This is a genomic window from Pseudomonas sp. S06B 330 (assembly GCF_002845275.2).
Taxonomy (GTDB): Bacteria; Pseudomonadota; Gammaproteobacteria; order Pseudomonadales; family Pseudomonadaceae; genus Aquipseudomonas.
Genome location: NZ_CP088149.1, coordinates 2,394,442 through 2,407,783 on the forward strand (window position 1 = coordinate 2,394,442; position 13,342 = coordinate 2,407,783).

A 13,342-nucleotide genomic window follows, 5' to 3' on the forward strand; every position below is an offset into this window, starting at 1 on the left:
ATATAAAAATGTTTGAATTAGAGAAAAAATCACCGATTTGAAGAGGATTTCCCATTGCTTCCCCGTGTCGGCGATGAAGTTGTGGTTGAGTTTCTCGGCGGCAACCCTGACCGTCCACTAATCATCGGCAGTCCATAGTTACAGATACTGCTACGTTGGCAATCTTCGATTTGAAAGCATTACGGCATCGAATGTCAGATACATCCGATTGGTGGAGCATACAAAAAGATGAGCTGTTCGAGATGAATGAGGGGAATGTGGCATTTCTCAATCTTGGGAGCGATGGCCAATATCAAGTTAAGGTGGTTGAAGATTTGCCAGATGTTAATGCTGGGGTTTATTTAAAATCCCCTTCCGGAGAGTTTTTTGTGGGCGCGGGGGAGGACGCGACTGGAGGTGGTCTTGAACCAGACGGTTCAGATGCCATACAAGGGTGCAGTATAAAACTGAATGCAGGAAGTTATCTTTTAAAGTTTGAAAGAAGTGGGGGTGTTATTTCTCTAGCATTTTTGCCATCAGAAGTATCTTTTAATGAGTTTTCTGAGCCTGTGCGCCTAAAAGGCTAGTTTTTGCATCTTGGTTTTAGGTCGTCAGTTGGGGGCTTTGATGGGGGCGAGTCATTTTTCAAGGTTGTGGAGTGATTAGAGGGTAAGGCTCTGAAACGAAACGAGCATGGAGCGCTCGCGAATAATAAGTTTAGCTCAAGGATTGGCCTTAGGGTTGTAAAATCAAACCTAAATATTTTTCCTGTCAAGGTGTGGTGACAATGAATGATGAGCTGACAATGTATTTGGCAGAACGTGTCAGGTGTTTTGCGCAACGCTGGAACAAAATTGAGCAAGACATACGGGACGCTAGTCAGCGCGAGGAAACGCTGCTACGGGAACAATACTCTGGTGATGAGTACCATTTCGTCTCGCGCACAGATTGGTTCGAAAAGATGGCTATACAGATTGCTCCGCTCTTCGACGCGTTCTGCACAGATAAACAGCGCGTTTACGGCGGAAAGTCGCCAAAAAGCTTCGGCTTTCCGGCTAAATTTAACGGTATTGAAAGTCCCGCGGAGCTTCGGGTGGAGTTGAAAACAAAAACGCGTGCTGAGGTGTACGTGAAAACAAGCACAAGCTTTGAAGATGAGTATCTGTTCGTTGTGTTGAAAAAAGCCGGCGAGTGGAAAATTGATGGTTACAAAAATCGTCGATATGGCGATGAAAAGTGGGCCGCGAAGATCCTTTGATCTATCCGCTTTAACCAAAGGCTTTACTGGCGAGCGCTGTACATTACCGACGCCCTGTACAGATGCTGCTCGTGAACCCGTAGGGGCAGCCGGGCTAGGGTCACACGGGCTACCTTAGGCTCTGTACGAAAAGCCTTGATACTCGGTGATGCTGCGTTGAAAACAGCCTCGGAACGCTCATTTACACCCCGTAAACTCCGCTTCCTCGGCTGTTTTCGCCTTGCCTGACCTTCGTCTCAAAACTTTTCATACAAAGCCTAGCCCCAGCCAAGCGCCGCATATCCTCAGATGTAAATAAACACCAACACCAACGCCGCCACCAGTGCCCACTTCTCCAGGTAGTACCGGGTACGGTTGCGTTTCTTCAACGCCTTACCCCGTGCGCGAACCTTGTAGATACGGGTAAACAGGCGGTTGATGCCTCCGGTTTTATCACCGGCATCATTCGGTGCAGCCGCGGCGGCCATGACGCTGCGGCTGAACCAGCGATTGAACGCAGTCGCCCAGCGGTATTTGAGCGGGCGCTCGACGTCGCAGAACAGGATGATGCGGTTGTGTTCGGTCTGGTTGGCGGCGTAGTGGATGTAGGTTTCATCGAACACCACGCCTTCGCCATCGCGCCAGGAATAGTTTTCGCCGTCTACGCAGATGTAGCAGCCATCGTCGTTCGGAGTGTCCAGGCCCAGGTGGTAGCGGTAGGAGCCGGCATACGGGTCGCGGTGGCGGACCAGCTTCGAGCCCGGCGGCAGGGTGGCGAACATGGCGGCTTTGACGGTACCAATGCTTTGCAGCAGTTCGGTGGTGCGTGGGCACAGTTTCATCGCCGAAGGGTGACTCTCGCCGTACCATTTCAGGTAGAAGCGTTTCCAGCCACTCTTGAAGAAGGAGTTGAACCCGACGTCATCGTACTTCTGTGAGCTTTTGATTTCACCCACATGCAGCAGTTGCTGGGCTTCGGCGCGTATTTCTTGCCAGTTGTCTTGCAACGGCTTGAGTTCGGGGAAGCTTTCTACCGGCAGATAGGGCTTGGCAGGCAGTTTGGAGAACAGGTAGAGAAAGACGTTCACCGGGGCCAGAAAGCTCGAGTGATCACCCAGTTGCCGGGTGATTTTGTGCCGTACACGCCCACGCAAGTGGACGTAGGTAATTGAGAATGCAAACAGTAGAACGAGAAAGATTTTCATGGGCGGGTACTTATCGGTGTGGCGATGCGCCATGGCTTGAGCAGGCCAGCATAAACAATCATGTCGTCGGTTTGTACAAAATGTTGCGGCTTTGCTGCCAGACATTAGTCCCAGACGCAAAGGTTTGCCTAAGGGATTTCGCCCTCGCATGCCCGCCAAGTCGGGGGTAGGGTGGGAGGGGCAAGTAGTATTTGGGAGCAGGAGATAAAACCCAATGACCGAAGCCTTGGAGCAGGGCGAGCCGTTCAAGCGGCTGTTCTTTGCCCTGGAATGTGAAGCGTCACAACGTCGCGCTATTGCTCGCTGGCGCAATGAGCTGGGAACCGGAATTGGACGCCCGGTGCCTTCTGCCAACTTTCATCTGACCCTGATGTTTCTTGGCGCGGTGCCCAATGCGCAGGTGGCCGGTATTTGTGCAGCGGCCGCAGCAGTGCCGGTGCCCGGGAAGTCGGTGACGGTGGCGCTGGACCGGCTGGAGGTTTGGCGTCCAGCCAGAGCGCTGGTGTTGACCCCCACGAAAACGCCCGCGGTATTGCGGCAACTGGTCTATGCCCTGCAGCAGGCGATGTTGCCGTTGGGCTTTAGCGAAACGCCCAGGGAATACCGTGCGCATCTGACCCTGGCCCGTCACTATCAAGGCCCGGTGCCCGAAGCGATGGTGGCGGCGGAGTTTCTCCTGCGGGCGCGGCAGTTCACCTTGTTTGAGTCACGCAAAGGGCGTTATTGGTCGTTGGCGCAGTGGCCACTACTGACTGAATGATGATGGGGTGTTGCGCGAGCCCATAGAAAAGTCGTCGCATGTTGTTTTCAAGTGGCTTCGCTAATTGTTATGTTATTACATAATCATTAAGGAGTCCCCATGAACTACCCCCTAGGAAGCTTATCGCTCGGTCTGTCGGCATCGTTGTTCTCGTTGCCGGCGGCGGCTGCAGAGCCGGTGTTGCTCGATACCCTGACCGTCAGCGAGCGCCACTATGCAGAATCCGTTACCGGCCCGGTTCAAGGTTATCGCGCCAACCGCTCAAGCACGGCGACCAAGACCGATACTGATATTCGCGACACCCCTCAGAGCATCGCCGTGGTGCCCAGTCAGGTGCTTGAAGACCTCAACAGCACGCGCATCGACCGGGCCCTGGATTTTGCCGGTGGGGTGAGCCGACAGAACAACTTTGGTGGCCTGACCTTCCTTAATTACAGCGTGCGTGGTTTCACTACCGGTGAGCTGTACAAGAACGGCTTCGCCGTCAACCGTGGCAGCTACAGCGCGCCAGACACCTCGAACATAGAACGCATCGAAGTGCTCAAGGGCCCGGCGGCCAGCCTGTATGGGCGCGGTGACCCCGGTGGTCTGGTGAACATCGTCAGCAAGCGTCCGCAAGCCGAAGCGTTCACGCAGTTCAAGGCCAGTGCCGGTAGCTGGGATCGCTACCGCAGCAGCCTTGATGTGAACACGCCGCTCAGTGAAGACGGCCGCGTGCTGTCGCGGGTCAATATGGCGGTGGAGGACAACGGCAGCTTTCGCGATTACGTTGGCAGTGAGCGGCGTATTGTCAGCCCATCGCTGAGCTGGCAGTTGAGCCCGCAGACCTGGTTGTCTATCGACAGCGAGTTCTCGCGCACTGAGTCGGTGTTTGACCGGGGGGTTCCGGCGGTGAACAACGAGCTGGGCCCGGTCAGCCGCTCGAGCTTCTTTGGTGAGCCCAATGATGGACGCATCCGCAACGATAACCAGACCCTGGACCTGACGCTTGAGCATGCCCTCAACGAAAGCTGGACGGTGCGCCTGGCCAACCACTACACCCAGGGTCGGCTCAAGGGCAACAGCTCCGAACCCCAGCGGCTGGTCGGCACCACCCTCAGCCGCTTTTATCGCGAGCGCGACTTTGAGTGGAATGACAACATCACCCAGGCTGAACTGCACGGCCAGTTCGACATTGCCGGTTGGCAACACCAGAGCCTGATCGGCCTTGAGTACGAGAACTACCGCAACAGCCAGAAGTATCCGCAGAGTGCGACGACCCCGGACTATGGCCTGGACATCTACAACCCGGTGTATGGCAAGCCTAAGCCTGCCCTGACCAAGGCCAATGATTTTTTCGAGCGCACGCAGAGTTACGCGCTCAACCTGCAAGACCAGATCACCCTCACCGAGCGCCTGCGGGGCTTGATTGGCGTGCGTCTGGAACATATAGAACAGACCGCACAGAACCGCACCAGCCAGGTCAGCAACACCCAGGAAAAAGACGTGGCCACCCCGCGCGTGGGCCTGTTGTACCAACTCACCCCGCAGGTCGGCGTATTTGCCAACGCCTCGACTTCGTTCAAGCCCAACAGCATTGGCACCCAGGGGCAGGTGTACAAACCGGAGAAGGGCCTGGGCTATGAAACCGGGCTCAAGCTCGACCTGTTCGACAGCCGTGTGGGCGCGACCTTGGCACTGTTCCGGATCGACAAGGAAAACGTCATCACTACCGATGCCTTTGGCGACAGCGTGGCTGCCGGCAAGGCGCGCAGCCAGGGTGTCGATCTGCAGTTCAGTGGCCAGTTGAGTGACGCTGTGCGGGTGATCGGTGCCTATGCCTATATTGATGCCGAGGTGACCAAAGGCGATGCCAGCCTGCCTGAGGGCAGTGACTTGCTGGGCATCCCTCAGCACAGCGGCAGCTTGATGGCGGTGTATGAGTTTCAAGAAGGTGTTCTGCAGGGGGCGGATGTCGGCGTAGCGGCGACCTACGTCGGCGACCGCTCCGGGCAGGCCGGGAGCAGTTTCCGCCTGCCGAGCTACAGCACCGTTGATTTGTTGGCCCACTACAAAGTCAGTGAACAGGCCACGGTTGGCTTGAACCTGAACAACCTGTTCGACCGCAAGTATTACGAGCGTGGTTACAACGCGGTGTGGAACATGCCGGGTGAGCCACGCAACGTCAGTGTCAGCCTGAGCCTTACGTTGTAGCCTTGAAGCATCGGTAAAGCGCTTCTAAGGTAGTGGGATTATGGACAATTCCACACAGGCAGGTGAGTGATGACAGACTCAATGGAACTGAATCGGCGCAGTTGGGATGAACGTGCGCCACTGCACGCGGAGTCCGTTGACTATGAGGTGGAGCAGTTCATTGCCCACCCGCAGCACCTGTCTGCAGTAGTGCGTTTCGATGTGCCGCGCCTGGGGGATATTCGTGGGCTGCGCACCGTGCACCTGCAATGTCATATCGGCACCGACACCTTGTCACTGGCGCGGCTGGGCGCCGAGGTGTGCGGGCTGGATTACTCCTCGCAGTCTCTGGCACAGGCGCGACGGCTGGCGGAGCGCTGCGGGGCGAAAATCGATTTCGTCGAGTCGGATGTGTACGCTGCCGACCAGGTGCTGACGCCGGGCAGTTTCGACATGGTCTACACCGGCATCGGTGCCTTGTGCTGGCTACCGAGCATTGAGCCTTGGGCGCGTACAGTCGCAGCGTTGCTTAAACCAGGTGGTCGCTTGTTCCTGCGTGAAGGCCACCCGATGCTGCTGGCCGTGAACGAGGATTATCAGGATCGATTGGTCATCGAGTATCCCTACTTTGAGCGTCAGGCACCGTTGGTGTGGGGCAGTGACCAGACCTATGTCGAAACAGCTACACCGCTTGTCCACACGGTTACACATGAATGGAACCATGGCCTGGGTGAGGTCATCACTGCGTTGTTAGGGCATGGTTTGCAGATCACTGCGCTTGTCGAGCATGACAGCATTCCCTGGGAGGCCTTGCCGGGGCAGATGAGCAAGAATGCGCAGGGTGAGTGGGCATTGGACAAGGAACGCTGGCGCTTGCCGTTGAGTTATACGTTGCAGGCGATGAAGCGGGGGTGATCAGCGGATTGCCTGATCAGCAAGGCTGGTTCCTACAGGGCCCGCGGTTTACGGGGTGATTTTCCCGCAGGTGCACTGCGTTTGCGTTTCTTCTTCCATGGCGTGCCGCCACGTCCGGCCGGGGTTGCCGGACCACTGATGGTCAAGCTCATCCCGGCACAGCGCTGCACTTGCTTGCTCATCCATGCCGACTGTTTAGCGACAAATTCCTCCAGGCTCATCTCGCCACTCTGAACCATGTCCAAGGCCTGTTCCCAGATTGCCGTAGTGCCCGGATCGGCAATTGCGCGAGGTACGGCATCAATCAAACTGAAAGCTGCGGGCGTGGCACTCAGTGCCTTGCCTTGCTTGACCAGGTAACCACGGTCCAGCAGCCCCTGAATGATCCCGGCACGGGTGGCCTCGGTGCCGATACCGGTAGTGTCCTTGAGCTTCTGTTTGAGGCGTGGGTCGTCGACCAACTTGGCGACGTTTTTCATGGCCTTGATCAAATCGCCTTCGGTAAAGGGTTTGGGTGGTTGCGTCCACAGGTCCTTGAGGTTCACCTCGGCCACGGCGCAGTCCTGACCTTGCTGCAAGGCTGGCAGGACTTGGGCGGCGGGGGCCTCACGGCCTTTGGCCGGAGTGAGGGCTTCAGGCAGGGCGCGACGCCAGCCCGGCTCGACGATCTGTTTGCCCACGGCACGCAAGGCCTGGCCTGCGCAGTCGAAATCGGCCTGGGTGCGGTCGTACTCGTGGTTGGGCAGGAACTGCGCCAGGTAACGGGCGCGTATCAGGGTGTAGACCGCCTTGTATTTGGGCGGCAGGCGCGAAGGGTCGCTGGCCGCTGCAGTGGGAATGATGCCGTGGTGGGCACTGACCTTGGCGTCGTTCCAGGCCCGTGACCGGCGTTGCGCCTGCAGGTGGTTCTGCAATGGGGCAAGGCTGGCGTCGGCACGTTGTAGCGCTGCAAGAATGGACGGCGCTTCGCCATGCTGGCTCAAGGGCAGGTAGCCACAGTCGCTGCGCGGATAGGTGATCAGCTTGTGGGTTTCATACAACGCCTGGGCGATGTCGAGGGTTTCCTGCGCGCCGAGGCCGAGCTTCTTCGAGCACAGTTCCTGCAAGGTACCGAGGTCGAAGGGCAGGGGCGCGGCCTCGCGTACCCGTTCGGTGGCCACCTTCACCACGCGGGCGCTGGCGGCATTGCCGATGGCGGTGGCGGCCTGTTGGGCCAGGACCTGATTGAGGCAGCGACCCTGATCATCGCAGGCGTCTTCGGCGGCACGCCATTGTGCGCTGAAGCGCGTTCCGGCGCTGTCGAGCACGACATCGATGGCCCAAAATGCCACGGGCACGAAGTCGGCAATACTACGGTCGCGATCCACCACCAGGCGCAGGGTAGGGGTTTGCACCCGGCCCACCGGCAGTACACCCTGATAACCGGACTGGCGCCCGAGCAGGGTGAACAAGCGGCTCATGTTCATCCCGATCAGCCAGTCGGCGCGCGAGCGGCCCAAGGCCGAATGGTACAGACTGAAGGTTTCACTGCCCGGTTTGAGCGCGGCCAAGGCCTTGCGAATCGAAGCGTCGTCCAGGGCTGACAGCCATAGGCGGCGGATCGGCCCGCGGTAACGACAGTGCTCAACCAGTTCGCGGGCGATCATCTCGCCTTCGCGGTCGGCATCTGTGGCGATCACCAGTTCTCGGGCCTCGCCGAGCAGGCGCTTGACTGCCTTGAACTGGCTGGCGGTTTTTGGCTTGACCAGCATCTTCCACTGGCTAGGGATGATCGGCAGGTCGGCCAGCGCCCAGCGTTTGTAGCGGGCATCGTAGCTGTCGGGCGGTGCGGTTTCGAGCAGGTGCCCGATGCACCAGGTAACGGTGACGTCAGTGCCTACCCAGCAGCCATCGCCGCGGCGGTTGGCGCCGAGGACCTTGGCGATATCCTTGGCCTGGGAGGGCTTTTCGCAGAGAAACAGGCGCATGCCGGCTGAGTGTCATTCTGTGGCTGAAGTGAGCCATAGCATGCGCAGGATCGTCAGGGCTGGCAAGTTTTATCTGTATGTATATACAGGTTGGCGGTGACGCTTTCTTTAATGTGTTATTCAGATCAGGGAAGAGGGGTATCACCCTGCCTTACGCAGGGTCAGATTTATCCGCAGCTCGCCTAACAACGGGTGTGAACCCGACTTGAGCGGCAGGACCCCGTGAAAACGCAAACGGTCCTCACCTCCCCAGACCAGCACATCACCATGGCGCAGGCCGATGCGCTGGGTAGGTTCGTTGCGGGCATGCCCACCCAACAGAAACACCGCAGGCAAACCAAGCGATACCGAGACAATCGGCTGGGTAAAGTCGCGCTCGTCACGGTCCTGGTGCAGGCTCAGTCGGTTGCCGGGGCGATAACAATTGACCAGGCAGGCATCGGCATGAAAGTCGCTGAACCCGGCGAGGGTCGCCGCGCGGTTGGCCAGATCCAGCAATACCTCAGGCAATGCCGGCCAGGGCCGGTTGCTCAGCGGATCGACCGCACTGTAGCGATAGCCGTGACGATCACTGACCCAGCCCAATGCGCCGCAGTTGGTCAGCCCCACCGCCATTTTCAGCCCGCCAGGCGTGAACATATGACGAAAGGGCGCCTGGGCGATGACGCGACGCAAAACAGGCAGTAGCGCCTGTACCTGAGGCAGGGCAAACCCTGGCAACACCACCGCCTGTGTGCCAACCCACTGCGGTTGCGGTGGGTCTTGGGGGTTGAACAGGTCCAACTCGGTTTGCTTCATCGGCGTCAGTTCACGCAGCGGGCAGGGGAGATTTCTGTATGATACGGCGCTTTGGCGGGCCTGCGTGCCCCTGAACTTCGTCTGCGCACCCCCGTTATCAGGGCACCTCAAACCCGCCGACAGAAAAAAATAAACTTTTTGAATTCAAGGGGTTGCCAGCTCAAACGAATGAGTCCATAATTGCGTCCATCGAAAACGAGACAGCTGAAAAGCCTAGCGTTTTCAAGGGGATAGCGATTTTAGTGAGTTGTTTCCTTAAAGAGTTGTATATGTTTGAGATTGCTGTTTTAAGGATCTTGGGCATTTGAGGCCGAGTAGCAAAGTGGTTATGCTCCGGATTGCAAATCCGTCTACGCCGGTTCGATTCCGACCTCGGCCTCCATTATTGAAAGCCCCGCAGATTAACGTCTGCGGGGTTTTTCTTTGGGCGCCTGAAAGTGTGGAAGTCCCAAAACAAATAGACGCCAGTCCCGAAACTTCCTCACTTGGAGGGCTTTGCGATGGCGCCGACGCGACGGTAAACGCGTTCGGTGATTCCCTCTTTTGAGTGGCCGAGCAGTACGCTCGCATCGCTCAGATCGTTGATCTCCGACGCCGCCTTCGGTCGGATATCCCTAAACTGGAACTGGGCGATTCGGTTGGCCAGGTCAGGCTTCTTCTCCACTTCGGCCTTCACTCGAGCAGCCTCACGCGCATCCGCCCACCTGTTGCGTAGCATCGGCCAGCTCATCCGCTTGCCATGCTCGTTGAAGATGAAAAACGGCGACAGGTGCTGGCTTGTTCGTCGCATTATGCGGTCAAGGGCATCCAGGTCGAGTTCGACCTTGCGGGCTTTCCTGGCCTTGCCAATTTCTCTCCCTGACAGGTACTGCTCGATCAGGGCCTTGTCTTTCGCTTCGACCGCCACCAGTTCGCGGCCATTCGAGTGCTGGCCGATGGCGAGATCTTCTTCACCTCGGGGCGCCAGCTCGTGAATTTTGTCGTGCACTGCCGACACCCAGGCCAGCGCAAAATGATCTCCCGCAGTTTCAGGTGAATAGGAACTGCGTTGCTTGCCAGCTCGCACTTGCGACACATACTCACGTCGGGCCTGGGTTAGCTTGGTCAGCAGTGCCTCGTAGGCGTACATAGCGATCTGTGGGGCCGGACTCACTCCAACGAACAATTCGCGGTCCATAACGCGGCTTGTCGATTTGCACCAACTGCGCCTGGGGAACGACCGAACTCCGAATGCTTCTCCAACGATTGAGCCCAGATGCTGGTCCCAAGTTGGCCTGCGCTTGACCCTGGCTTTCTCCGACTCGACTTCGCCCACATCACACAGGTGCACGTCCATTTCGGTCAGGCGGTACTCGCGCATCAGCGCCCTCGCCGGGGTGGCGTGATTCGTTGAATTGGGAGGAATAGCAATCAGATAGGTGCAGCTGGGGTTGCTGGCAGGAGGGCACCTTAGCGCTCTCAGAAAATTCCTACAAAAGCTTCGGTAGATTCCTGGATCAAAAGTAAGAAGTGCCACATACCATTCCCGCTCTTTTTTTGGGTAGGGCTGAATGTGTTGAACAGTAATAGACCTTATTGGGCTGCGCTTTTGCTTTTACTCTGCTTAATGGCTAACGTTGCGCATGCTGTCTCTATCCAATCCACTCGTAGTCAATACGAACCAGGTGGGGTGCGTTATTATTTTACTGTTACTGCCTGGGAGGGGGGCGGTCATAGTTTTTGCAACGATTCTAGAGCTGTTACATGCAGTTTGAGGTTGGTTGGGGCGCAACGTCCGGGTGACTCCACGTATGTGGAGTCTAGCAAGCACTACTGGGGTGGGATAAGGCCAAGTACTTCTATGGCAGACATTCGCAGACAAATGTCTGGTTTTTCGATCCCTTTTCAAGGTAGCTTGTTTGTTCCCAAGGATTCAAAAGTGAGCGATAGCTTTTGTATCACCTTTGCTCAAGGTTACAGCTATTCTGGAGCAGGAGGAGTTGTTGTTCCTGTTGGAACTTGCGCTCAAGTTATTAAGCCAACCATGCAGTGCGAGATCAAAGGAAATACCAACATTAACCATGGCAATGTAAGTGATGCTGCCATTGATGGTAATGAGGCAGCAACCACACTTCAGTTAACATGCACCGGGGAGAGCAGTGTAATCGCAAAACTATCTTCGGCCGTAAACCTCAGAGCAGATCGTAGTTTGTACTCAAAACTCACAGTCGGAGGGAAAAGTGCGCAGGGCGGCGTTGAGGTTTTTATGGAAAAGGATTTGCCCCGCCCAGTTGTCGTCAAATCAACATTGTTCAGCAACGGAACCGTTGAGCCTGGTGCTTTTTCCGGATCTACCGTGCTTACAATCTCGCCACCTTAGGCTGACCTAGTGGGATTGCCTTCTTCAGCAGCGTCCGGGTTGTACTACCTGGACGATCGCGTGCATCGATCCGTACAACACCGTTCCACCAAATCACCATCAGGAATGGGTTCGGGGCGTTCAGCCCATGGATTTGGCCGACAATAACTTTCCCTTTGGAAGGGGCGACTTCAACCCGTACCCGGCCAGTCATCGAGTGCTTGGCGCTGCCGCGTACCCAGTTGAACGATTCGGCGGAGCCAGGAAGCGTCTGGCGGCTGTCTGTTCGTGGGCTATTAGAGGTTCCCGATGTACCGCCTTGGACTGAGCACCAGTAGTTGGTGTGCCCATTTTGGTCGATCCAGAAGAGGTCTTGCGGTGGCCTCTCTGGGTAGAGATATCGCGTGCCATGCGCGGTGATATTCCCGAAGTTATTCATGGTCATACCTTTTTGGTTTTTGGATATGAATCTCGCAGGGCCTTGAAAGCGCTGCGGTCATGCCAACGGAGCCTTGGCCAATACATTCGGCTGCCTCGCCGGGGTGGCGTGATTCGTTGAATAGGAGTGTTATGCTTTGACGCTTACTAGGCAGGGAGAGCTGTGATGAGGCTGTGGGAACCAGTCAGAGCGTTTGTCTCACGATTAGCGGCGACGAAAACACGAACTGCATCATTCGCAGGGCTCGCGATTTGGATAGTTTTCCTGCGGTACGGAGAGCCCTCTGCGTCATTGGTCACGTTTTCCATGCCGCTCGGAATTGCACTGATTGCCATGGGACCACTGGAACTAATTCCAGATCATTGGTACAGGCTAAATTTCTTCGTCAATGCCATGGCCACCTGCTTATTCTTTGCCAGCATGATGTTCGCGGTGGTGGCAATTGCTTTTGAACTTCCTTTGAGCAAGAGCGAAGGATCGATCTTTTGCCTTGTCTGCTGGGCTTTACTGCTGGTTGCTTTTCATAGCGTGCTCCCTTGGATGAAGCGGTCGCCTTTTCACCGATTAAGCGAGAATCGATTGGCGTACAGTCCCCCGGAAGATATGCAAAAAGCTAAGCAGGAATGAGGTTTGACCTGGCGTCCGATCTCGGCCGGCACATCGTAGTGGCGGCGAACGTAGTCGCAGTTGTAGCCGCTCATGGCTTCCTCCATGCATGCGCCGCCCTCCGTGACCTGAGAGCCTACGCAAGTTATCGTGGGGTTATGGATGGATTACTAAAGGAGGCGTGAATGCTGTGGTTCGGAACTGAAAAGGCCAGGTTCAAGCTTCAACGGCGCATCATGGGCGTCGTTGTTTTCATAGCCATTTTCTTCTTGGCTGTGCAGATCGAATCCTATCTATCGGGGTGCGGTACTTCTGGCGATGTGCTAGACGGCCTTATCCTCACCAGCTTTGCTGGAGGCATGTTCTACCTCGCAGGCAAATGGTGAGCGCCCGCCGCGCTCCGTGGCCGGATGCGGCATGGTGGCAATTTGGTTTGGGATGGGGTATTACGGGTGGCCGGCAATGGGTGCCGGGCAAAGGAGATGGATGTGCTCGACCTGCAAAAAATCGAAGAGAGCGGCAAGCTTTTAGCGAACGTCTGTGCGGCATTGAAGGAGCTGAAGGACTACCATGCAGAACATGACAGGTCAGAGGACGGCTACCTTGAAACAGTTAGGGGGCTAGAGTGTGCCGTAGGGTCTGCTAATGCTAAGTGGCAAAAATTTGCAGAACAGAATTTTTGGCCTGAGTAGGCGCTATCACCTCATCTTCTGAATCCTGCTGAATCATCAGCATGCTCTGCGGCTGAACGCTAAAATCCGCTCAGGAGACTCGCAGAGCGTGTCCAGCGCAGCCATCGTTCCCGGCCGGGCCGCGAGCCATAGAACCTCGTTCCGCGCCACAACTTCACTACCTACCATTGGATTACCCCCGGCATCATAGACACCTCCAGCCTCTGCTTGGACTGTCCCGGTATGCTGGATTCG

14 protein-coding genes, 1 tRNA gene and 1 pseudogene are annotated in these 13,342 nt (G+C 56.6%); 11 read left to right on the forward strand and 5 right to left on the reverse strand.

The window, feature by feature from the left end; translation table 11 throughout:
- Nucleotides 1-57 precede the first annotated feature (57 nt).
- The 3 genes and pseudogenes from CX511_RS25425 to CX511_RS10790 form a co-directional block, all read left to right on the forward strand.
- A pseudogene (locus CX511_RS25425) lies at nucleotides 58-132 on the forward strand (phage baseplate assembly protein V); the annotation flags it as partial.
- Nucleotides 133-155: 23 nt separating this feature from the next.
- Nucleotides 156-566 carry a DUF6386 family protein gene (locus tag CX511_RS10785; RefSeq protein ID WP_231353404.1) on the forward strand — a complete coding sequence of 137 codons (411 nt, stop codon included), beginning with the start codon at nucleotides 156-158 and terminating at the stop codon, nucleotides 564-566.
- A 200-nt stretch (nucleotides 567-766) separates the two neighbouring features.
- The gene (locus CX511_RS10790) at nucleotides 767-1,237 is read left to right on the forward strand and encodes an NTF2 fold immunity protein (RefSeq protein ID WP_101291832.1); all 471 of its coding nucleotides are present in this window, start codon (nucleotides 767-769) and stop codon (nucleotides 1,235-1,237) included.
- A 284-nt stretch (nucleotides 1,238-1,521) separates the two neighbouring features.
- Here the strand turns inward: CX511_RS10790 and lpxO are convergent, their stop codons facing one another.
- Complete coding sequence (lpxO, locus tag CX511_RS10795; protein WP_045184401.1) at nucleotides 1,522-2,421, reverse strand: lipid A hydroxylase LpxO; 900 nt, start codon at nucleotides 2,419-2,421, stop codon at nucleotides 1,522-1,524.
- Between the two features lie 214 nt (nucleotides 2,422-2,635).
- Here lpxO and thpR point away from each other — a divergent pair, with 214 nt between their 5' ends.
- The 3 genes from thpR (at nucleotide 2,636) to CX511_RS10810 (ending at nucleotide 6,268) form a co-directional block, all read left to right on the forward strand.
- The gene (gene thpR / locus CX511_RS10800) at nucleotides 2,636-3,181 is read left to right on the forward strand and encodes an RNA 2',3'-cyclic phosphodiesterase (RefSeq protein WP_101291831.1); all 546 of its coding nucleotides are present in this window, start codon (nucleotides 2,636-2,638) and stop codon (nucleotides 3,179-3,181) included.
- 99 nt (nucleotides 3,182-3,280) lie between these two features.
- Nucleotides 3,281-5,374 carry a TonB-dependent siderophore receptor gene (locus CX511_RS10805; RefSeq protein ID WP_101291830.1) on the forward strand — a complete coding sequence of 698 codons (2,094 nt, stop codon included), beginning with the start codon at nucleotides 3,281-3,283 and terminating at the stop codon, nucleotides 5,372-5,374.
- A 69-nt stretch (nucleotides 5,375-5,443) separates the two neighbouring features.
- Entirely contained in the window at nucleotides 5,444-6,268 is an 825-nt protein-coding gene (locus CX511_RS10810; protein WP_101291829.1) for a class I SAM-dependent methyltransferase, read from the forward strand.
- Between the two features lie 32 nt (nucleotides 6,269-6,300).
- Here CX511_RS10810 and CX511_RS10815 read toward each other — a convergent pair whose 3' ends face one another.
- Together CX511_RS10815 and alkB are read right to left on the reverse strand one after the other, a co-directional pair.
- Nucleotides 6,301-8,235 (reverse strand): DNA topoisomerase III, encoded by a 1,935-nt coding sequence (locus tag CX511_RS10815; RefSeq protein ID WP_045183922.1) that lies wholly within the window; start codon nucleotides 8,233-8,235, stop codon nucleotides 6,301-6,303.
- Between the two features lie 141 nt (nucleotides 8,236-8,376).
- Nucleotides 8,377-9,033 carry a DNA oxidative demethylase AlkB gene (gene alkB, locus CX511_RS10820; protein WP_045183921.1) on the reverse strand — a complete coding sequence of 219 codons (657 nt, stop codon included), beginning with the start codon at nucleotides 9,031-9,033 and terminating at the stop codon, nucleotides 8,377-8,379.
- A 308-nt stretch (nucleotides 9,034-9,341) separates the two neighbouring features.
- Between alkB and CX511_RS10825 the strand changes: the two genes are divergently transcribed.
- Nucleotides 9,342-9,415 (forward strand) — tRNA-Cys (locus CX511_RS10825).
- A gap of 99 nt (nucleotides 9,416-9,514) precedes the next feature.
- Here CX511_RS10825 and CX511_RS10830 read toward each other — a convergent pair.
- Entirely contained in the window at nucleotides 9,515-10,393 is an 879-nt protein-coding gene (locus tag CX511_RS10830; RefSeq protein ID WP_231353405.1) for a DUF7168 domain-containing protein, read from the reverse strand.
- 480 nt (nucleotides 10,394-10,873) lie between these two features.
- Between CX511_RS10830 and CX511_RS10835 the strand changes: the two genes are divergently transcribed.
- Nucleotides 10,874-11,392 carry an MrpH family fimbial adhesin gene (locus tag CX511_RS10835; protein ID WP_156156591.1) on the forward strand — a complete coding sequence of 173 codons (519 nt, stop codon included), beginning with the start codon at nucleotides 10,874-10,876 and terminating at the stop codon, nucleotides 11,390-11,392.
- On the opposite strand, the gene CX511_RS25665 is transcribed toward CX511_RS10835, so the two are convergent.
- A complete protein-coding gene (locus CX511_RS25665) occupies nucleotides 11,373-11,816 on the reverse strand; it encodes a polysaccharide lyase family 7 protein (protein WP_082071327.1) in 444 nt (147 codons plus the stop codon). The genes CX511_RS10835 and CX511_RS25665 overlap by 20 nt on opposite strands.
- 300 nt (nucleotides 11,817-12,116) lie before the next feature.
- Between CX511_RS25665 and CX511_RS10840 the strand changes: the two genes are divergently transcribed.
- The 3 genes from CX511_RS10840 to CX511_RS10850 all read left to right on the forward strand — a co-directional run bounded on the left by CX511_RS10840 (nucleotide 12,117) and on the right by CX511_RS10850 (nucleotide 13,108).
- Nucleotides 12,117-12,437, forward strand: a complete 321-nt coding sequence (locus CX511_RS10840; protein WP_231353406.1) for a hypothetical protein — start codon at nucleotides 12,117-12,119, stop codon at nucleotides 12,435-12,437.
- 164 nt (nucleotides 12,438-12,601) lie between these two features.
- Nucleotides 12,602-12,802, forward strand: coding sequence for a hypothetical protein (locus tag CX511_RS10845; protein WP_045183918.1), 201 nt, complete (start codon nucleotides 12,602-12,604; stop codon nucleotides 12,800-12,802).
- Nucleotides 12,803-12,904: 102 nt separating this feature from the next.
- Entirely contained in the window at nucleotides 12,905-13,108 is a 204-nt protein-coding gene (locus CX511_RS10850; RefSeq protein WP_143527660.1) for a hypothetical protein, read from the forward strand.
- Nucleotides 13,109-13,342 lie beyond the last annotated feature (234 nt).